This window comes from Tepidibacter thalassicus DSM 15285 (genome assembly GCF_900129915.1).
Lineage (GTDB): Bacteria > Bacillota > Clostridia > Peptostreptococcales > Peptostreptococcaceae > Tepidibacter > Tepidibacter thalassicus.
In genome coordinates, this window is the sequence record NZ_FQXH01000006.1 from 80,292 (window position 1) to 101,794 (window position 21,503).

At 26.8% G+C, this 21,503-nt stretch carries 15 protein-coding genes, 1 other RNA gene and 1 riboswitch; of the genes, 6 read left to right on the plus strand and 10 right to left on the minus strand.

Annotated elements, in window-relative coordinates; genetic code table 11:
- Positions 1 to 64: 64 nt before the first annotated feature.
- Positions 65 to 159, minus strand: a riboswitch (glycine riboswitch).
- Positions 160 to 369: 210 nt separating this feature from the next.
- Positions 370 to 1,164, plus strand: coding sequence for a methyl-accepting chemotaxis protein (locus tag BUA19_RS02325; RefSeq protein WP_072723277.1), 795 nt, complete (start codon positions 370 to 372; stop codon positions 1,162 to 1,164).
- 38 nt (positions 1,165 to 1,202) lie between these two features.
- Here the strand turns inward: BUA19_RS02325 and BUA19_RS02330 are convergent, their stop codons facing one another.
- Together BUA19_RS02330 and BUA19_RS02335 are read right to left on the minus strand one after the other, a co-directional pair.
- Positions 1,203 to 3,287: a DNA gyrase/topoisomerase IV subunit A gene (locus tag BUA19_RS02330; RefSeq protein WP_072723278.1), complete on the minus strand. Its 2,085-nt coding sequence runs from the start codon at positions 3,285 to 3,287 to the stop codon at positions 1,203 to 1,205.
- A 14-nt stretch (positions 3,288 to 3,301) separates the two neighbouring features.
- On the minus strand, positions 3,302 to 5,272 hold the full coding sequence (locus tag BUA19_RS02335) for a DNA gyrase/topoisomerase IV subunit B (protein WP_072723279.1): 1,971 nt from the start codon (positions 5,270 to 5,272) through the stop codon (positions 3,302 to 3,304).
- A gap of 169 nt (positions 5,273 to 5,441) precedes the next feature.
- On the opposite strand from BUA19_RS02335, the gene BUA19_RS02340 reads away from it, so the two are divergent.
- The 3 genes from BUA19_RS02340 to BUA19_RS02350 are packed head-to-tail and all read left to right on the plus strand — an operon-like array spanning position 5,442 to position 12,695.
- Positions 5,442 to 10,322, plus strand: a complete 4,881-nt coding sequence (locus BUA19_RS02340; protein ID WP_072723280.1) for a nicotinate-nicotinamide nucleotide adenylyltransferase — start codon at positions 5,442 to 5,444, stop codon at positions 10,320 to 10,322.
- Between the two features lie 17 nt (positions 10,323 to 10,339).
- Positions 10,340 to 11,593: a lactate/malate family dehydrogenase gene (locus tag BUA19_RS02345; RefSeq protein WP_072723281.1), complete on the plus strand. Its 1,254-nt coding sequence runs from the start codon at positions 10,340 to 10,342 to the stop codon at positions 11,591 to 11,593.
- Positions 11,594 to 11,645: 52 nt separating this feature from the next.
- Positions 11,646 to 12,695, plus strand: coding sequence for a flavodoxin family protein (locus BUA19_RS02350; protein WP_072723282.1), 1,050 nt, complete (start codon positions 11,646 to 11,648; stop codon positions 12,693 to 12,695).
- An 18-nt stretch (positions 12,696 to 12,713) separates the two neighbouring features.
- Here BUA19_RS02350 and BUA19_RS02355 read toward each other — a convergent pair whose 3' ends face one another.
- The 5 genes from BUA19_RS02355 to BUA19_RS02375 form a co-directional block, all read right to left on the minus strand.
- Positions 12,714 to 13,400: an amino acid ABC transporter ATP-binding protein gene (locus BUA19_RS02355; RefSeq protein WP_072723283.1), complete on the minus strand. Its 687-nt coding sequence runs from the start codon at positions 13,398 to 13,400 to the stop codon at positions 12,714 to 12,716.
- 10 nt (positions 13,401 to 13,410) lie between these two features.
- On the minus strand, positions 13,411 to 14,052 hold the full coding sequence (locus BUA19_RS02360; protein ID WP_143145351.1) for an amino acid ABC transporter permease: 642 nt from the start codon (positions 14,050 to 14,052) through the stop codon (positions 13,411 to 13,413).
- A gap of 16 nt (positions 14,053 to 14,068) precedes the next feature.
- Positions 14,069 to 14,860 carry an amino acid ABC transporter substrate-binding protein gene (locus BUA19_RS02365; RefSeq protein WP_072723284.1) on the minus strand — a complete coding sequence of 264 codons (792 nt, stop codon included), beginning with the start codon at positions 14,858 to 14,860 and terminating at the stop codon, positions 14,069 to 14,071.
- 108 nt (positions 14,861 to 14,968) lie between these two features.
- Entirely contained in the window at positions 14,969 to 16,561 is a 1,593-nt protein-coding gene (clcA, locus tag BUA19_RS02370) for a H(+)/Cl(-) exchange transporter ClcA (RefSeq protein ID WP_072723285.1), read from the minus strand.
- 113 nt (positions 16,562 to 16,674) lie between these two features.
- Entirely contained in the window at positions 16,675 to 17,151 is a 477-nt protein-coding gene (locus BUA19_RS02375; RefSeq protein ID WP_072723286.1) for a QueT transporter family protein, read from the minus strand.
- Between the two features lie 144 nt (positions 17,152 to 17,295).
- Between BUA19_RS02375 and BUA19_RS02380 the strand changes: the two genes are divergently transcribed.
- Together BUA19_RS02380 and BUA19_RS02385 are read left to right on the plus strand one after the other, a co-directional pair.
- The gene (locus BUA19_RS02380) at positions 17,296 to 17,589 is read left to right on the plus strand and encodes a hypothetical protein (RefSeq protein WP_072723287.1); all 294 of its coding nucleotides are present in this window, start codon (positions 17,296 to 17,298) and stop codon (positions 17,587 to 17,589) included.
- A 96-nt stretch (positions 17,590 to 17,685) separates the two neighbouring features.
- Positions 17,686 to 18,273, plus strand: coding sequence for a DNRLRE domain-containing protein (locus tag BUA19_RS02385; RefSeq protein WP_072723288.1), 588 nt, complete (start codon positions 17,686 to 17,688; stop codon positions 18,271 to 18,273).
- A 40-nt stretch (positions 18,274 to 18,313) separates the two neighbouring features.
- Here the strand turns inward: BUA19_RS02385 and ssrA are convergent.
- The 3 genes from ssrA to rnr form a co-directional block, all read right to left on the minus strand.
- Positions 18,314 to 18,665, minus strand: a transfer-messenger RNA (tmRNA) gene (ssrA, locus tag BUA19_RS02390).
- A 17-nt stretch (positions 18,666 to 18,682) separates the two neighbouring features.
- A complete protein-coding gene (gene smpB / locus BUA19_RS02395) occupies positions 18,683 to 19,141 on the minus strand; it encodes an SsrA-binding protein SmpB (RefSeq protein WP_072723289.1) in 459 nt (152 codons plus the stop codon).
- A gap of 127 nt (positions 19,142 to 19,268) precedes the next feature.
- Positions 19,269 to 21,389 (minus strand): ribonuclease R, encoded by a 2,121-nt coding sequence (rnr, locus tag BUA19_RS02400; protein WP_072723290.1) that lies wholly within the window; start codon positions 21,387 to 21,389, stop codon positions 19,269 to 19,271.
- Between the last annotated feature and the right edge of the window lie 114 nt (positions 21,390 to 21,503).

The following is a 21,503-nucleotide window of genomic DNA, read 5'->3' on the forward strand; positions in this document are numbered from 1 at the left end:
TTTTTCCAAATAAAAAAGCCAAATCACATGATTTGGCCTCTGGTCTTGAACATATTCTAATTAGAATACATCCCCTGTCCTTTTACCTGAGAGTTTCGCTGATTAATAATCAGCTTTGCCCCTTCGGTGCTCATATAGAGTCTCTCCAGAGGTTCGTCCAGTAACAGTTTTTATCCTACTACCTTCATCCGAAGCTATTAATTTGTATGAAATACATTATAGCATTTATTTATTATTTGTAAAGTACAAATATCGTTTTCGCAATAATTGGAATTTTCTATAAAAATAACATATTGTAAGTACAAACAATATATTATAAAATTATTATATTAAAACTTAATATAATATTAACATAAGGAGGTTTTTATTTTGAACGTAGCAATAATTGGTGCAGGTAATGGTGGGAAAAATATTATTAAAGCAATAAGTGAAACAAAAGATATTAATATTGTACTAGTAGTTGATAAAAACTTAGAAGCGCCTGGTATATTATTAAGTAAAGAGCTAGGAATAAATTACTCACAATCCATAGAGGATATAAATAATTATAATTTAGATTTAATAATTGAAGCAACAGGAAATGAATCTATCACTAATTTATTAATTGAACAGTACTGTAGCAAATGTAAAATAATCGACTCTACAGGAGCTCGCTTAATAATGTCTCTTGTCGAAAAAAATATTGATACATTAAAAAAACTAAATAACCAAATATCTATAATAAGTAATACTTCTAACATTATAAAAAAAGAATTAAATGAAATTTCATATTGTACTAATAATATAGATAGTATTAGTAATATTCTTTTAGACTCTACAAAAGCATCTATTAAACATATAGATGAAACTGATAGAATAATTCAAGCTGTCAACAAAATTGCAAATCAAACTAAAATACTAGGCATAAATGCTACAATTGAAGCTGCTAGAGCTGGTCAATACGGAAAAGGTTTCTCTGTTGTTGCAAATGAAGTTCAAAAACTTGCCGATAGTAGTGAAAAATTTGCAAAAGAAATTAATGAAATACTATTAAGAATAACTCAAGAAATACAAAAAACAAATGAAGAAGTATATAAACTAAAAAATCTTTCTAAAACACAAATGGACTCATCTAATAAAGTAAATATTGCAGTAAACGAACTTATAGATGAAACTACTATGTAATTATAAAATCCCTTGCTGCATTTTAACAGCAAGGGATTTTATGTGTTTAATTCATCAACAATTTTTACATCTGTTATTTTACTTCTTTTACCGATATTTAAAACTTCTATTCCTTGAGAATTTCTAGTTGATTGAACATCTATGTCTTTTGTATTAATAACTAATTCTTTTTTATTGTTTTTAAACAAAATTATGTCTATATCATCTTTTATATAAATCATCCTTATTAATTTTGATTTTGCTGAATAAGCTTTAACAAGTTTTTTTCTATTAGTTTTAGTTTTATAATTTGACATTTCTACTTTTGCTATTTTTCCATTTTCAAAACAACAAATAACATATCCATCATAATTATTTGATAAACACATATATATAATTTTTTCATTTTCATCTAAACCTAATATATTTGTCAAATACTCTCCTAAAGAACTAGCTTTACAATCATTAATTTCATATAGTCTTAATTTATACACATTTTGTTTATTTGAAAACAAAAGTAATTCATCTTTATTTTTCGCTTCAATTTCCTGTATTATAAAATCATCTTCTTTTAATTTTTGCTCTGAAAATGCCCTCAATGAAGCAATTGTTATTTTTTTAATATAATTTTCATTAGTTAAAAATAATTTAACTGTATAATCTTCTATTAAATGCTCCTCGTTAATTTCATCAATATTTTCTCCATCTATTATATGTGTTTTTCTAGGTTGTCCATACTTTTTAGATACTTCTTTAAGTTCTTTTATTATAATATTTTTAATTTTATTATCATCTTCAACAATCTCTAATAAATTTTTAAGTTCTTTTTTTATATCATCTATCATCTGAATTTGATTTGATATATACTCTTTATTTAAATTCCTAAGTTTAATCTCAGCAATATATTCTGCTTGTACATTATCTAGATTAAATCCTTTCATCAAATTAGGAACAACCTCTTTATCTTCTTTAGTATCTTTAATTATTTTTATAGCTTTATCAATATCAAGTAGTATTTTTTCAAGTCCTAAAAGAAGATGAAGTTTATCAGACTTTTTATTTATATCATAATTTAAATATCCTTTTATACATTTTATTCTAAATTCAACCCATTCTTTTAGTATACCTTTTATCCCTAATACTCTCGGTTTTCCATCTATTAATATATTAAAATTACATGTAAAATTATCTTCAAGTGGAGTTAATTTATAGAGTTTTTTCATTAATAAATCTACATTTGTATTTTTCTTTAAATCTAAAGTTATTTTTAAACCATTCAAATCTGTTTCATCTCTCACATCTGTTATTTCTTTTATTTTATTATCCTTTACCAAATCTACAATTTTATCTATTATAGTTTCAACATTTGTTGTATAAGGAATTTCATAAATTTCAATACAATTATTTTTTTTATCATAATTATATCTTCCCCTTAATTTAAAACTTCCCTTTCCAGTTTCATAAATCTTTTTAATTTGTTCTTTTTTATAAATTAAATATCCTCCTGATGCTAAATCGGGTGCTTTAAGATACTTAGTTATATCTAAATTCTCATTTTTTATGTACTTTATAGTAGTTTCACAAACTTCCCTTAAGTTAAAACTACATATACTATTTGCCATTCCTACAGCAATTCCCTGATTTGCATTTACTAATATATTTGGAAAAGTAGTAGGAAGAAGTTTTGGTTCTTTTAATGTTCCATCGTAATTATCCATAAATTCAACTGTATTTTTATCTATATATTTAAACAATTCATTGCAAATTTTATCAAGCTTTACTTCTGTATAACGCGGTGCTGCATAACTCATATCTTTAGAATACTTTTTACCAAAATTACCTTTAGAATCTATAAACGGATGAAGTAATGACTCATTCCCCCTTGTTAATCTAACTAAAGTTTCGTATATTGCCATATCGCCATGGGGATTTAATTTCATAGTTTGTCCAACAACATTTGCTGATTTCGTTCTATTTCCATTAATTAACCCCATCTTATACATAGTATATAATAATTTTCTATGACTAGGTTTTAATCCATCAATTTCTGGAATCGCTCTCGAAACAATTACACTCATGGCATATGGCATATAATTTTTTTCAAGTGTTTCCGTAATCTTTTGTCTACATATATTACTTATCATAAAATCCTCTCCTCTTAACTGACATCTGTCATATCTATATACCTATGTCCATTTTCTGTTATAAATTTTTTTCTCTCTTTTATATCATCTCCCAACAACATATCAAAAACTCTTTGTGTTTTTTCTACATCCTCAGGAAGTATTTGAATTAACCTTCTAGTTTCTGGATTCATAGTTGTATGCCACATCATATCAGGTTCATTTTCTCCAAGCCCTTTAGATCTTTGAATTGTATATTTTCCTTTTATTTTAGATAAAATACTATTCTTTTCTCTCTCATTATAAGCAAAATAAGTTTTTCTAGATGTATTAATTTCAAATAATGGCGATTCAGCAATATACACTTTTCCTTCTTTAATAAGTGTTGGAACTAATCTATAGAGCATAGTTAATATTAAAGTTCTAATTTGAAAACCATCAACATCTGCATCCGTACAAATAATTACCTTATCCCATTTTAGATTATTTATATCAAAAGTATTTAAATCTTTATTGTATTTAGAATCAATTTCCACTCCACATCCTAAAACTTTCAACAAATCAACTATAATATCATTTTTAAATATTTTATCATAATCGGCTTTAAGACAATTTAATATTTTACCTCTAACAGGAATTATAGCCTGAAACTCAGCATCTCTTCCCATCTTACAAGATCCAAGTGCAGAATCCCCTTCAACAATGAATAATTCCCTTTTACTTACATCTTTAGTTCTACAATCTACAAATTTTTTAACTCTATTCTTAATATCTATACTTCCACCTAACTGTTTTTTTATATTAATTCTTGTCTTTTCAGCTCTTTCTCTACTTCTTTTATTTACAAGAATTTGCTCCACTATTTTATCAGCCTCTAATTTATTTTCTATAAAATAAATCTCAAGCTTTTCTTTAAGCAAATCTGTAATAGCCTCTTGAATAAATTTATTAGTTATTGCTTTTTTAGTTTGATTTTCATAACTAGTTATAGTTGAAAAAGAATTTACAACGAGTATTAAACTATCTTGAATATCTATAAAACTAATTTTTTTCTCATTTTTATTATACTTATTATTTTCTTTTAAATATTTATCTATTGCATATACAAATGCATTTTTTACTGCTTTGTCTGGAGAACCTCCATATTCCAAAAAACTAGAATTATGATAATACTCAAGCAAATTAATCTCATTATTAAAACAAAACCCCACTTGAATTTTTAATTTATACTCTGGTTTATCACTTCTATCTCTTCCTTTTCTTTCTTCTTCATAAAATTGTATACTAGTAAATCCTTTATCTTCATTAACATCTTTTATATAATCTAAAATACCATTTTCATACAAATATTCATAACTTTCATCTAATTCTTCATCGTATAACTTAAATTTAAGTCCTGCATTCACTATAGCTTGCTTTTTTAATATATCCTTATAATATTCTAATGGAATATTTATGTCTGTAAAAACATCAATATCAGGCTTCCATTTTATAATAGTACCAGTATAATCATATTTACATTTTTCCTTTTTCAAACCTCCTATATTTTCACCCTTCTCAAAGTGAAGTTCATATTTATAACCATCTCTAAAAACAATAACATCCATATATTCAGAACTATATTGAGTTGCACAACTCCCAAGTCCATTTAACCCTAAACTAAATTCATAATTTTCTCCTGAATTATTTTTATATTTACCACCAGCATAAAGCTCACAAAAAACTAATTCCCAATTATATCTCTGCTCTTTCTCATTGTAATCAAGAGGAATTCCTCTTCCTCTATCTTTTATCATAATAGAATTATCTTTAAATCTAATTACTTCTATTATATCTCCAAATCCTTCTCTCGCTTCATCTATTGAATTCGATAATATTTCAAACATAGAATGTTTACATCCCTCAATACCATCAGAACCAAATATCACACTAGGTCTAAGCCTAACTCTATCAGCTCCCTTAAGAGAAGATATACTATTATTTCCATATTCATTTTTTTTACTCATTTTAAAAACCACCTCATTTTTTAATTCACTATTTTACACTACACAAAACTTATGTTCGTGTCAAGATTACAATTAATATTAATAAAATTTTATTTATATGAATTTAACCATATTACAAGTCAATAATACATAGTATAATATATTTAAATACACTATATGGAGGGAATTTATGAGAAATAAAATCGCCATAGATATACATAAAAAAATATTAAAAGAACTCTTAAAACCAACATTTATAAAAAAATTTCAATTATCAGAATCATTTATAAAAAATAATATCGATAATTATATATTTATTGCCAACATACATAAAATAGTTAAAAAAAATGACTACAGTTGCAAGTCTATATTTTTACTATGTGAAAATATACTAAATCAAATGTATAAAGGCTTAAACCAAAATGAATGGTTAATATATATATATAATATAGCTCTATACAAATCATTTCCTGACGCCGTAGAAATAGATGTAAATTCTATTCCTCAAAACATAAAAAATGCTTGTCATATATACCTCAAAATTTTAAAAATTATATGTGAATATGAAAAAATTTCAAACTCCTCAAGTTTTTATATTAAATATCCTTTGAATTTTTTAACTAACGATGAAATAAATAATCTCGAAAATCCATCAGAATACAAAAAATTTATAAAAGCATTTAAAGACGAATATATATACGAAATGATGAAATTAAATCAAGAAATACTAAAACACAATACTCTCGACCATATATGTGGAGTTCACCATTTAGCAGTTTACATAGCTAGACAACTCAAATTTATTGGTATTCCCGTAGATTTAGGAAGAGTTTCTGGAAGTGCAGCTGGACATGACTTAGGTAAATTTGGTTGCAAAAAATCTGAATCAAAAAAAGTGCCTTACCTTCATTACTATTATACAGATCAATGGTTTAAAAAGCACAATATAACATACATCGGACATATAGCATTAAATCATTCTGTTTGGGACTTAGAACTTGAAAATTTATCTCTTGAATCTCTAATTTTAATTTACTGTGATTTTCGCGTAAAAAATAAAAAAGATGAAAATAACAATATATCTATGCATATTTTCAGTTTAAAAGAATCATTTAAAGTAATACTTGAAAAACTCGATAATTTAAATTCCGAAAAAGAAAAAAGATACACTAGAGTATACTACAAATTAAAAGATTTTGAAAATTATTTAATTCACATAGGAATCAACTTAAATTACAACGAAGAAAAAAAAATAAACAATAAAGAAAAAGCTTATTATTCTCTAATAACAGGAAATGATATAGTAAAAAATATAAAATACCTTTCAGTACACCACAATATAAATTTAATGTATAAACTCAGAAATGAACATTCTCTTAACTTTATCTTAGAATTAGCTCGAAGTGAAAATGACGGAAAAAATATTCGTGAATATTTACAAGTGTTTGAAGAATACTCTACTTACTTAACTCAAAATCAAAAAATTATTATGCTTAAATTTTTATATGAACAACTAATTCACCCAGAAGATGATATAAGAAGACAATGTGCAGAACTTATAGGTACTTTAATTGCTATATTTGATGAAGATTACAGAAAAGAAATTCCTGAAAATGTAACATTAAATCCTCCTCGCATAACTAGTTGTAATCTTTTAAATAAATATTTAAACATTTTTATAAATCCAGATCATAAGATAATAGACATTCATCAAAAATGGATAGGTTACAGCATTAGAATTATGATTTCTTCTCTATTCTCTAATAGTAACAAAACTCAAATAGACGACTATAAAAAAGTATTATTTAATCACTATAAAAAAGCTTTTCATAAAAAAAATAGTATCAAATTATATTTATTACATACTGCAAAATACATACCTGTATCAGAAAATGATGATATTTTATTTGATTTTATACTTAAAATGATTAAAAGCGAAAATGATAATTTAAGAATTTCAGCACTTGATACTGCTTATAATTTGATTTTAAAAATCAATAAAAACTCTAATTTTATAAAAAATCTCAAAAATCATTTTAAAAACAATATTTTAAAATCTACTATACCAGCTGAAAACTTTTTAAACTTAAAAATAATAAAAGCTCTTGATTTAAAAAAAGAATTAATTGATAAATATATTGAATTTTACAATAACGATGAATCTAAAATAGCAAATATATTTCTAAGCAATCTTAAAACTCTAACACCTTGGATTATAAAAAAGACAAATATAGATCTTTTACTCGAATATACCCTTAAAAATTCAAATAATATGGCTTATACTGCTATGCACTTTTGTAATATTTTAAAAGTCAGTGATATAGAATACGTCAGAAATACTGCTGGAAAAGCTATAATAAAAATTATGCCTCATCTATCACCAGAACAAAGAAATGATATAGCTATTGAACTTTTAAGATCTCTTGAAATAGAGAAATATCAATTTAGTAAATATATACCATATTATCTAGGTAAAATAATACTATATCTTCAGCCCTTAGAATTAAATGAACTTATAAATGATTTAATTGAAAAAATCAAACAATCTAGTGTTCAACTTAATTCTCTACTTCTTAAAACTATTGGTATAACTATTGAACATTATCCTAAATACAAAAACAGATTTTCAGAAGAAAATAAAGCTTATACAGAAAGACTTGTAAAATTACTAGGAATACTCTTAAACGGACTTGCTCACTATGACCCTCAAATAAAAAAAATAGCTTTTAAAGTTATAGGAAAAGAAATATTCGGATCAAAAATTCTTTCGCTTGATGAAAAAAAATACATATTCAAACTAATCGCAAAAAAAATTTTAATACTTCTAGACTCTATCGAAGAAAAAGATATTATATTTTTAACAAATGCAGCTGCATTAAATCACATATATAGATTTATATCTAACTACACATTTTTTAATTCAAATTTACTAATTGAAATACCAAAAAAAATAGCTTTTTTCCCAGGTACATTTGATCCATTTTCTCTTAGCCATAAGCAAATTGCAAAAGCAATTCAATCACTTGGATTTGAAGTTTATTTAGCTGTTGATGAATTTTCATGGTCTAAAAAAGCACAGCCAAATTTATTTAGAAGAAATATAATAAATATGTCAATAGCCGATGAGCTTAATATTTATTTATATCCTAAAGATATTCCTGTTAATATTGCAAATCCAAATGATTTAAAAAAACTAAGAGAAAATTTTCCTAAATCCGATATATATATCGTAATAGGAAGTGATGTAATTTTAAATGCATCTGCTTATGAAAAAGAAAAAACAAATAATTCTATACACACTTTTCATCATATTATTTTTGATAGAAAAAGTATTAATTCTACTGATGATGACTCAAAAAAACTCAAATGCAAGTTAAACAAACTCGAAAAAAAACCTATAATACTCAATCTTCCTCCTCAATACGAAGATATAAGTTCTAGTCAAATTAGACAATATATTGATCAAAATCGCGATATATCAAAACTAATTGACCCACTTGCTCAAAAATACATCTATGAAAAAGGATTATATCAAAGAGAACCTCAATATAAAACATTAATAAAATCTATATCTATAAATATTGAAGTAATCAAAAACATAAACCAAAAACTCATTGAAGAAATTTGTAATATTTTTTCAAATAAAGATGAAAATTCTCTAAATAACTTAATTAAACTTCTAAACAAAAAAGATTCTAAAATACTGCTAATACGAGATCTCAACGAAAACAATAAAATATTAGGATTTTGTGTATTCCACACTCTTCTTTGGAGTATGTTATTTAAAGAATTTAAAAATACTTTTGTTTCAGAATACATTCGCAAAAATGTAGTTGGTAAAGCAGTTATTATTGACATTATTTTTACTTTAGATAAATCTAAAATAGAAAATATAGAACAAATAATTATTACAGAAGTTCTTACTCATTGCATTGAAAAAAATTACACTTATGCTATTTATAAAAACGATATCACTAATTGTTTTTATTCTTTACATGAAATACTAGAACTTCAAGGATTTTATAGATTGCCATACACCGAAGAATCAAACCCTATTTTTATTGTAAATATGACTAAACCATGTGTTTTAACTTTAGATGTAGAATCAGTTATTAAAAATCCTTTTGTTAACAATTTAAATGTAAAAAAAGCAATTATAAATTCAAGAAAAAAACTTCAAAAAGCTTTGACAGATCTTTATCCTAAAAATGTTGTACTATCATTTGATCGAAATATAATATACGAAAATTTAATAAGAAAAATTTGTGAAGAAAATAAAGTTCCAAATATACCTTTAAACCCAAGAGTTCTTGGAGATTTAATATGTGTTCCATTTGGTAATCTTTTAAAAGATGTTGTAGTTCCGAATACTATAACTAAATCGCTTCATACCGAAAAATTATTTACTCCAAATGCAAAAGATTTTTCAATAGCCTCATATCCTCATTATTTAGATTTAAAAAGTCAAGTAAAAACTATATCTTCATTTGACAAACCGATTATATTAGTTGACGATATTCTAAATAAAGGATATAGAATAAAAGCACTTGACCCAATACTAAAAGAGGAAAATATTAATGTGAAAAAAATTATAGTTGGAATACTTTCAGGTCGAGGTAAAGAACTTATGGATATTCAAAACAGAGACGTCGATAGTGTTTATTTTATTCCTAATCTCAGATTATGGTTTAACGAAAATGCTATGTATCCTTTTATAGGTGGTGATACTCTTTGGAGAGGAATATGTCCTAATAGAAACTTAATACCATCTATTAATTTAATTTTTCCATATACATCGTTGTCTTTTGTCAAAGATTCTTCAAAACAATCATTATATAATTTATCTAAAGTATGTATAGAAAATTCAATAAATATTTTAGAAACACTTGAACATGAATACGAAAAAATTAATCAAAGAAAATTAACTTTAAATCACATAGGTGAAGTATTTAAATCTCCTAGATATGTTGACCGTGGTAAAAATATGAGTTATGATTTAAATCTCAATCCATCTCATTATTTAAAAAATGACCTCGAACTTCTAAACCGTATGAAAGATATAATAATTTAATTTTTGGAGATGATATTATGTACTTTTACAAATTTAAAAATAAAATACTATTTTCGCTAATAAAATACGATAATTTAAACGAAATAAATGAAAATGAAGCAAAAAAAAGCAAATGCTTATATTATTTAAATAAATTAAATCCTCTAAAATCAAGAAAAATGTTCAATATATACGATTCTTCTTTGTTGTTTATAAAAGAAGAAGGAATCAATTTAATTCACAGAACAAAAAACTGTAATGATAAAATCCCAAACTGGATTTTAGAAAAAATAAAACAAAGAAATATAATAGGAATAAACACTAATTATCCTAACTGGGAAAATATTTTAAACTATAAACACCCTAATAAATGGAAAATAAACATTGTAGGTCTTGGTGATGTTGGCTCAACATTATTGATTGGATTAAGACTTTTAGGAGATGACTGTATATCTGAAATAGGTTTATACGGTCTTAATGAAAACAATTTACAAAGACTTGAGTATGAAATAAATCAAATAATAGATCCTTTTAACAATCAAAATTATCCAGATATTAAAATTTTAAAAGAAAAAGATATCTTCAACTGTGATATGTTTATCTTTTGTGCTTCTAAAAATGTACCTTCTATTAAAGAAAAAGTGAAAGATGTAAGAATGATGCAATTTGAAGAAAATTCTAAAATAATAAGCTATTACGCTAAGAAAGCTAGAGATAATAATTTTAATGGTCTATTTGCAGTTGTTTCAGACCCCGTAGATCTTTTATGTAAAGTTGCATTTATATCTAGTAATAAAAATGAAAACAATAATATTGATTTTAATGGCTTATCTCCAGAACAAATAAGAGGATATGGACTTGGAGTTATGAATGCTCGTGCTATATACTATTCAAGACAAAATACTAAAACCCACCATTATATTAAAGAAGGAAGAGCATTTGGTCCCCATGGCAAAGACCTAATAATTGCTGATAGTATTAAAAATTACAATAATGAACTATCATTATACCTTACGGAAAAAGCAATTAATGCAAATATAGATGTAAGAAATACTGGATTTAAACCTTATATAGCACCTGCTCTATCTTCTGGAGCTTTATCAATTATCGCTACAATCAAAGGAAATTGGCACTACAGTTCAACTTATATGGGCGAAGTATTTATGGGAGCTAAAAATAGATTGCTTCCATCAGGCACAGAAATAGAAATGCTAAACTTGCCTAACCCATTACTTGAAAGAATAAAATCAACTTATAATAAACTTAACAATATAGATTGTTCAAAATTTTAAGGTGCTAGTTAGTAAAATAACTAGCACCAAAACTTCAAGGAGATGATTTTATATGAATAATCTCTATATTATAATGCCAGGCAATGTATCGAAAAAATTTCATTCATTTATACAAAAAATAACTCACAATATAGATAAAACAACAATTAATAACAAATACAATATTCCCGACCTTAAAAATAAAAAAATCTTGTTTGCAATAGAACTCGATGAATGTGGATTTAACATTCCTTTATATGAAATATTTTTAAATCTCTACGAAAAAGGCAACGATTCCCTTTTAGGATCAAATGGTATAATAATTATTCAAAGTCCCAATGAATTATATACAAAAAATACATCTCAAAATATAATATTTTTAGCAAATCAAATAGGTTGCTCTTTTATAGGTCATTCAGTAGTTGAAGCAACAGGAAATTTAAACAATTTTCTTACATGGCAAAAAAGATTAAATATGTCTCTTGAAGACATACATTTATATCTTTCTAAAAAACTTATACACAATTTCATCAAAAAAGAATTTTCAATAATTACTAAACCTAAAATTCTTGCACTCCATGCTAGTTCTCATAAAACTTCAAATACTCTTATGCTTTGGAATATGATAAAAAAACACCTTCATAATTGCCATATCGAAGAATTTCACGTTGAAAATGGAACGATAACAGATTGTAAAGGATGTTCATATATTACATGTAAACACTACAGCGAAAATAAAAGTTGCTTTTATGGAGGAATTATAACTAAAGAACTCCTACCTTCAATAGAAAAAGCCGACTGCATAATATGGATATGCCCTAACTACAATGATGCAATATCTGCAAAATTAATGGCTGTTATAAACAGATTAACTGTGCTTTATAGAAGAACAAAATTCTACGATAAAACTTTTTTCTCAATCATTGTTTCTGGAAATTCTGGAAGTGACTGTGTTGCAAAACAACTAATAGGTGCTTTAAATATAAATAAAGGTTTTAGACTTCCTCCATATTTCTCTATAATGGCTACTGCAAATAATCCTGGAAGTATAAAAAAAGTTCCCAACATAGAAAAAAAAGCAGAACAATTCGCATCTCATATATTAAAAGAAATAAAAAAATAAGTCAGATGTTTTTCTGACTTATAATACTTTTTGCAAAAATAATTTTACCCTACTATTTTCAGGATTTAAAAATAACTTTTGTGGTACTGTATCTTCTAATATTTCTCCTTTATCCATAAATATAACTCTATCCGAAACCTCTCTTGCAAAACCCATTTCATGAGTTACTACTATCATCGTCATATTATCTTTTGCTAAGTCCTTCATGACCCTAAGCACTTCCTTAACTAATTCTGGATCTAATGCAGATGTAGGCTCATCAAACAACATAACATCGGGATTCATAGCAAGAGATCTCGCTATTGCCACTCTTTGTTTTTGTCCTCCTGATATTTGAGACGGATAAAGATCTTTTTTATCTAACAATCCAACTCTATTTAAAAGTTCCTCTCCTAATTTAATAGCTTTTCTCTTTTTTATCTTGTTTACAATAATAGGTGCTTCTATAACATTTTCTAAAACTGTTTTGTGAGGAAATAAATTGAAATTTTGAAAAACCATTCCTATTTTATTACATCTAACTTCAACTATTCCCTCGTCTATTTTTTCAAGCCCATTTAAACACCTAAGTAAAGTACTTTTACCTGAACCTGAAGGCCCTATAATTGATATTACTTCACCTTTTTTTACTTCTAAATTTATATTTTTTAAAACTTTTACACCATTAAATAATTTACTTACATTTTTAACTGTTATTACATTCATATCTAATCTCCTATTCATATATAGAGTATTTTTTTTCTATATTTTTAAATACATACACTATAACAGAAGTAATAATTAAATATATTATCGCAACTATAATAAATGGAATTATGTTAAAATCTCTTGTTACTATTTCCTTTGCTCCTCTTAGTAAATCTCCCATTCCTATTGCCGCAACCAATGCAGTATCTTTTATAAGAGTTATAGCTTCATTACACACAGGAGGAATAACCCTTTTTATAGTTTGAGGAAGTATAATCCTCATCATAGTTTGCCTATAATTCATTCCAAGAACTTCAGCAGCTTCGTACTGCCCTTTATCTATTGATTCAATTCCCGCCCTAAAAATTTCAGTTAAATAAGCTCCATAATTTAAAATAAAAGTTAATGAAGCAGCTGTAAAAGGTTTTAATGTTATTCCTAAAATGGGAAGAGCATAATAAACAAAAAACAATTGAAGCAACAAAGGAGTTCCTCTAAAAATCCAAGTATATATACTTAAGAGTATTTTCAATGCTTTAAATCCAGAAATTTTTCCAATAGATATAATTATACCTAATGGTATAGAAAAAACAGCTGTTACTATATATAGTTTTAAGGTTACAGCAATTCCTTTTAACATTAACATTGTGATATTTAATATATAATCCAACTTTAATCCCCACTTCCTATCTAGTTACTATATCTTCTCCAAACCATTTTTCCGATATGTTTTTAGCAGTTCCATCTTTTTTCATTTCATCAAGTATTTTATTCAGTTCATCCTTTAATTTAACATCTTCTTTTCTTATTCCAACTCCATAACTTTCTTTTCCAAAATCATCTTCTAATATCCTATATACTCCAGGCTTTTTTTCCATATAATATCTCCCAACTATTTCATCCAAAATAACAGCATCAATTCTACCTGCTTTTAAGTCCATTAAAGCTTCTGTATTATTTGAATACTTCTTTATTTCTTTTAATTCTTTCGATATTTCACTTGAATTTAAAGCATTTTCACTACTACTCCCCAATTGAACTCCAACTATTTTCCCAATTATATCTTCTTTTCTTTTTATACTAGAATTATTATTTACAACAATAATTTGTCTATTTTCTAAATATACCTTAGAAAAAGCAATTTCTTTTTTTCTCTTTTCTGTAATTGTAAGCCCATTCCAAATTACATCTATATTTTTATTTTTTAGACTCAATAAAACTCCATCCCAATCTACTGCCTTAAATTTAACATTTACCCCCATTCTTTTCGCTACTTCTTTTGCAAGATCAATATCAAATCCTACAATTTCTCCATTCTCATCTTTAAATCCCATTGGAGGAAAACTATCATCAAGTCCTACCACAAACTCTCCTTTTTTCTTTATTTCTTCAAGAGAATTATCCACTTTATCTTTAGACGTACATCCCATAAGCATTACAGTAATTACTAAAAATAAAAAAAATAAATTCAATCTCATTTTTTTACCTCCTTGTTTAATCATTTGAAAATTATTATACTTTATCACGTTAAAGTTGTAAAGAGGTAAAATAAAAAAACAAAATCGATAAATTTATCGATTTCGTTTTTAATGATTACTTACATTATCAATTAAAAGTTTTTCAGCCATTTCTTTTAACATACATTTTACTTTAGGAGCTTCATATTCATTTACAAGTACTATTAAATAATCTCCTGCTAAAATCTTAGTATTTCCTTTTGGTATTATCTCTAATTCTCCTCTTTTTATCGCTACTAACAAAGCATTTTTAGGCCATTTTATATCCCTGACTATTTTTCCATCAAGTTCTGTTCCTAAACACACTGCAATTTCTAAAAGTACCTTTTTAGATTTATCTCCACAGAACTCATTATTTCCTTTTTTATTTAACATTCTTTCAAGTAACACCTCATATATAGGCTCAAAATTCAATATGTCAGTTACAACATAAGATATTATAGAAACAATGGTTAAAGGAAGTAAATGATTAAAAGAACCCGTCATCTCAGTAATCAATATACTTCCTGTAATAGGAGCTTTAACTATTGCTGTAAAATACCCTGCCATGGATAATATAATAAAATTACTTATATAATGACTATCTATTTGAAAATATTTAGCAATAATGCTTCCATATATATTTCCAGTCAACGCTCCTATTACAAGTAATGGTAAAAATATTCCCCCAGGTGCTCCCGAACCATAGCTTAACATAGTAAAAACAAATTTAATTACTAATATAACAAATATCATGTTTATTGTATACTTACCTTCAACCAATGAACTTATAAGATCATGTCCACCACCCAAAACTTGTGGTAAAAACAATCCCAATACTCCAGCTATCAAAAAAGGTATCATTGGCCTAAATTCAATTGGAAGCCATTTTTTAGAAATATAAAAATCTTGTGTTTTAATAAGCATTTTATTAAAAAATGCGCCTAATACACCCAATATAATTCCCAATACAATCAAATATATATATTGATTGAGTGGCAAAATATAAAGATTTTTAAAATTAAAAACAGGTTTTAATCCAAAAAAATTCTTAGATACAAAATCAGCTGTAAGAGAAGCAGACATAGCTGACAATAAAACCAAAGGATAAAAGTTCTTATGAACTTCCTCAAGTGCAAAAACCACTCCAGCTAAAGGTGCATTAAATGCAGCAGCAAGTCCTGCACTAGCTCCACTAGTAATTAAATATTTCTCTTCTATTTTTATTCTCTTAAAAATTCTTGAAAATCCCTGACCAATAGCAGCTCCTATTTGTACCGAAGGACCTTCTCTTCCTAAAGACAAACCTGCTCCTATTGCCAAAACTCCTCCTACGAATTTCCCAACAATCACTCTAAACCAATTCATATTAAGTCTTCTAAGCAAAACTCCCTCCACTTGAGGAATTCCACTACCACTTATCATCGGTTCTCTTTTTATCATGATTCCAACTATATATGCAAGCAATGCCAATACTATAAACCAAACCAAAATCAAATAATTGTTTTGTTTTTGTAAAACATAAATTTTACTAGTTAAAACCTCAGTTTTTTCTAGTAAAAATCTATATAATACTACAAATAAACCAGCTAATGCACCTACTACCATTCCTTCAACAACAAGGTTCAATTTAAAATTATGCCAATGAAACAACGTATTATATGTATCGTGCTTATTTTTCATAATTCTCACTCCCAATATTTTAAAATAAATTAAGCACCTTATTCATTATACTCCTATATTTTTTTTAAAGCAAGATTTTTACCAAATCGAAATCATTTAATATATTGTAACTGTTAAACTTTTAAAATTTTTACTATAAATTTTTTATTTAAAATAAATTTAAATAAAGGATATCCAATTAACGTTACAACACAAAATTCCCCCATGGCTACATATAAACTCGAAATCAAAAATGGTTGATTAAGTACAAAATGTATTTCTGCTCCTATAAATAAACCATTTATTACAGTTGGCCAAATACTAGCTATAAATAAATTTTTACTTTTACTTATCATATATACACTTATAAATGTAGCTGTACTTCCTACTACAATATCTATTATTCCCAAAGAACTAAACATATTTGATATTACACACCCTAAAACCAAACCAGGTATATAAATAGGATCTACAAACGCAAGAAGCGTCATAACCTCTGATACCCTAAACTGAATTAATCCATAACTAATTGGAGCTATACTGATAGTAATAGCAGCATAAACAGCAGCAATTAAACCTATTTTTACTATACTTTTAGTAGTTATTTTCATAATCATCCCCCATTTTTATAAATAATATCTAAAAAATTAAACCATATACATACATCTTTTAAGATATAGTAACTGAATTATATAATATTTAATACTATGTACTAGGGATACAAGTCCCTAATATTATTTAAAGGAGGTAAATATATGGCTTTTCAACAACTTACAGCAACTGTGACTACTTCTGCTGATAACCAAGCTGTAGTAACTCTTAACTCCGGTATTTTAGATAAAGGATACGTTTACTATTTTATTGCAGCTATAAACGCTGATGGTACAACTTATTACGGAGAAACTTTTAAAGAAGACTTAAAAACAGCAACTGAAGACAAAGATTTAAGTGTAAATAATATAGTGCTTCCTAACATTCCTATTTCATCTGACTTTACTGGCACTTTAACAAATGAAAATGTAACTCTTTATGTTTCTTATACTGAATAAACCCAAAAAGATTTGAAGCTTATCGCTTCAAATCTTTTTCCAAAATTCAAATATATTTTATCATATACATATACTATAAAACAGAGGTGATGTTAAATGAGAAACATCATTATACCAGCTAGTAAAAGTTTAACTATATCAAATAAAATTCCAAATGAAAATATAAACAATGAATTTATCAATGTCGGTAATGACGGAAAATATTATTATTACAGCTACCTTTTTTTTGATATTTCTCCTATCCCCAGCAATATCGTAATTAATTCAGCTGAAATCATCTTATTTAAAGTTAAAGACTTTTTCAACTGTAATACCAAAGTATTTTCCATATATCCATTATCAGATTACTTCAGCACTTTTACAACTTACAAAAATCACCCTAGAATAAATACACAATTTAAATACGATTTTTTACCATTTACAAATAATATATATATAGAAGTAAATATAACAGATATATTGGAAGCATGGATAAATAATACTTTAATAAACAAAGGAATAATTTTAATTGGAGATAACAATCAAAACTGCTTGACAACATTTGCTTCAGCTTTAAATAAAGACCCTTACCTAATACCTTTTTTAAGAGTATCCTTCCAAGAATCATCTATCGAAGTTATTGTAGATTATCCTTTTAAAATTCCATACCGCAACATCAATTGGACATGTAAAACTAAACCTTAATAAAGACCAGCATATATGCTGGTCTTTATATTCTATGTATTGGTGGAGGCGAGGGGAGTCGAACCCCTGTCCGAGAGCTCTTTCCTTAAAGCTTCTACGAGCGTAGCTGCTATATTGAAATCTCGCCTCACTCAACGCCTAACAGCAGGCTTTGAGCTTGGCCAGCCTTAATTATTCCATCTTTAGTCAAGGCACCCTAAAGATAGTTCCCCACTTGGTCGACGCCCTATTCTAGCTCGTGGGCAAACTAGATAGGACGAGCAGCGGTTATTAAGCTGCTAAAGCGTAATTATCGTTTGCGTTTATATTTAATCCCCAGTTTTTTACGTGACCCAGAGAAACACGGCTCGCTACTTTAAGTTCCAAACCCCCGTCGAAACCTTTACGCCCCCAAGTTATATATTAAATTTTAATACCTTCCTGCAAGTTCTCTTTGAATACGTCTTTTTGCATCTCTTTTAGCAATATCTTGACGCTTATCGTAAAGTTTTTTCCCTTTTGCAAGAGCTATTTCAACTTTCACTTTTCCTCTCTTTAAATAAACACTAAGAGGTATTAATGAATATCCCTTTTGAGTTATTGCCCCTATTAATTTTCTAATTTCATGCTTATGAAGCAACAACTTTCTCACTCTAAGAGGGTCTACATTAAATATATTACCTTGTTCATAGGGACTTATATGAACTTGCTTTAAAAAAACTTCATTATTTTCCACAGAAGCATACCCATCAGCTAAATTTATTCTTCCTGCTCTTATAGACTTAACTTCTGTCCCTTTAAGTTCTATCCCTGCTTCATAAACTTCTTCTATGAAATAATTGTGTCTTGCTTTTCTATTTGTTGCTAAAACTTTTTTTCCTTCCGCCATATGTTCACCCTCTTATAGCTTAAAACTTCAATTGTTTTTCATTATTGTAGAAATAATAATAGCATAATAATTTTTAAATGTCAAGTATTTTTCCCTCATAGATTCAATTATCTATGAGGGAAAAATATTAAACTATAGAAAACTCAATTTCTTTAAAATCAATATTCACCTTAGAAACTTTCACTTTTAAAGTGTCTCCTATTCTATATGTTTTTTTAGTATGTTCCCCTATTAAAATATAATTATCAGAATCAAATATATAATAATCATCATCTAAATTAGACAATCTAATAAGCCCCTCTATTGTGTTGTCTAATTCTACAAATATTCCAAAAGAAGTTACACTAGATATTACACCTTCAAATTCTTCTCCAATTTTACCTGCCATATATTCTGCTTTTTTAAGATCTTCAACTTCTCTTTGCGCATCATCAGCAGCTCTTTCTCTCAATGAAGATTGTTCAGAAGAATATGCTACAATACTTTTTAAAGCGCTTATTCTATTTTCACTTAACTTTCCATTTAATGCCTCTTTTATTATTCTGTGTATTTGAAGATCTGGATATCTTCTTATAGGAGATGTAAAATGAGAATAATATTTTGCTGCAAGCCCAAAATGTCCACTACATTCTGGAGAATACCTAGCTTGTTTTAATGATCTCAACATCAGTGTACTTACAACTAATTCTTCTTTCTTTCCTTGTACCTCATGAAGTACCATTTGTAACGCCTTCGGATGAACTTCTTCAATATCTCCTTTTATATGATATCCAAAAGAAGCTATAAATTTATTAAACTGTTCTATTTTTTCTGCACTTGGAGTTTCATGTATTCTATAAACAAAAGGTATATTAAGCCAGAAAAAATGTTCTGCTATGGTTTCATTACTTACAAGCATAAATTCCTCTATTATTCTATTAGCTATTCTTCTTTCATACTTTTTAACATCTACTACTTTCCCTTTTTCGTCAAGTAATATCTTAGCTTCTGGAAAATCAAAATCTATAGCTCCTCTACTTTCTCTTTTTTTCATAAGTATTCTAGCCAACTTCTCCATATTTCTAAAATCATCTACTAAATGATTGTATTTCTTAATAAGTTCTTCATCGTTATTTTCAAGTATATCAGATACATCTGTATATACCATTCTAGCTTTCGAATGTATAATAGATTCTACAATTTCATGTTTTAACACTTTTCCTTTTTCATCTATTTCCATAAATATAGAAAGTGTCAATCTATCCACATTAGGATTTAAACTACATACTCCATTAGATAGTTTTTTAGGAAGCATTGGAATAACTCTATCTATTAAATATACAGATGTTCCTCTCTTTAAAGCTTCTTTATCTAACTTCGATCCTTCTTTTACATAATGAGATACATCGGCAATATGTACCCCTAATCTATAATTTCCATTTGAAAGAATTTCAACTGATACAGCATCATCTAAATCTTTTGCATCTGCTCCATCTATAGTAATTATTGTCATGTCTCTTAAATCTACTCTTCTTTCTATTTCTTCTTTAGGTATATCTTCACTTATTCTTTCTGCTTCAGCTAAAACTTCATCAGGAAATTCTTCTGGAAGGTCATGTTGTTTAATTATAGATAAAATATCTATTCCCTTTTCTCCTTTTTTCCCTAATATTTCTATAATTCTTCCTTCTGGATTTCTACCTTTTTTTGGCCACTGAGTAATTTCACATACTACTTTATCGCCATGGCCTGCATTCATCGATTCTACCTTAGGTATATATACATCATTTATAAGTCTTTTATTATCAGGAACAACAAATCCAAAATTTTTACTCGATTCATAAGTTCCTACTAATGTTTTAATTGATCTTTCTACTATTTTTATTATTTCACCTTCAGCACGCCTACTTTCTGTGGATTTCTCCATAACTCTCGCTATTACTTTATCATTGTGCATAGCTCCATTCATTGCATTTGCAGGTATAAACAAATCCTCTATTCCTTCTTCATTTGACACTATAAAACCATATCCTCTTTGATGTGTTACAAGTCTTCCGACAAATAAATTCATTTTACTAGGAAGTCCATACTTTTTCTTTTTAGTTTTATATATATATCCATCTTCTTCAAGTTCATCTAAAAAATTATAAAACATAGCTCTCTCTGATGGATGTATATCAAATATAGCTGCAAGTTCTTCTCTAGTCAATGGATTATATGCTTTTTCTTTCATAAATTTCAATAAAGTCTCTTTCATTCCTGGTACCATCTTTTACCTCCTACTATATATATTTTTTATAAATATATATTTTCCATTTTTTATGTTTTTTACATAATTAATTTATATTTTTTTATATAAATTATTACATCAATTTCACAAATA

Bases quoted from the DNA above. Each gene is read 5' to 3' on its own strand.
- BUA19_RS02380 (WP_072723287.1), top strand. From the start codon at position 17,296: ATGGCTTTTCAACAACTTACAGCAACTGTGACTACTTCTGCTGATAAC.
- BUA19_RS02365 (WP_072723284.1), bottom strand. From the start codon at position 14,860: ATGAGATTGAATTTATTTTTTTTATTTTTAGTAATTACTGTAATGCTT.
- BUA19_RS02355 (WP_072723283.1), bottom strand. From the start codon at position 13,400: ATGAATGTAATAACAGTTAAAAATGTAAGTAAATTATTTAATGGTGTA.
- BUA19_RS02340 (WP_072723280.1), top strand. From the start codon at position 5,442: ATGAGAAATAAAATCGCCATAGATATACATAAAAAAATATTAAAAGAA.
- BUA19_RS02330 (WP_072723278.1), bottom strand. From the start codon at position 3,287: ATGATAAGTAATATATGTAGACAAAAGATTACGGAAACACTTGAAAAA.
- smpB (WP_072723289.1), bottom strand. From the start codon at position 19,141: ATGGCGGAAGGAAAAAAAGTTTTAGCAACAAATAGAAAAGCAAGACAC.
- rnr (WP_072723290.1), bottom strand. From the start codon at position 21,389: ATGGTACCAGGAATGAAAGAGACTTTATTGAAATTTATGAAAGAAAAA.
- BUA19_RS02385 (WP_072723288.1), top strand. From the start codon at position 17,686: ATGAGAAACATCATTATACCAGCTAGTAAAAGTTTAACTATATCAAAT.
- BUA19_RS02375 (WP_072723286.1), bottom strand. From the start codon at position 17,151: ATGAAAATAACTACTAAAAGTATAGTAAAAATAGGTTTAATTGCTGCT.
- clcA (WP_072723285.1), bottom strand. From the start codon at position 16,561: ATGAAAAATAAGCACGATACATATAATACGTTGTTTCATTGGCATAAT.
- BUA19_RS02345 (WP_072723281.1), top strand. From the start codon at position 10,340: ATGTACTTTTACAAATTTAAAAATAAAATACTATTTTCGCTAATAAAA.
- BUA19_RS02335 (WP_072723279.1), bottom strand. From the start codon at position 5,272: ATGAGTAAAAAAAATGAATATGGAAATAATAGTATATCTTCTCTTAAG.
- BUA19_RS02350 (WP_072723282.1), top strand. From the start codon at position 11,646: ATGAATAATCTCTATATTATAATGCCAGGCAATGTATCGAAAAAATTT.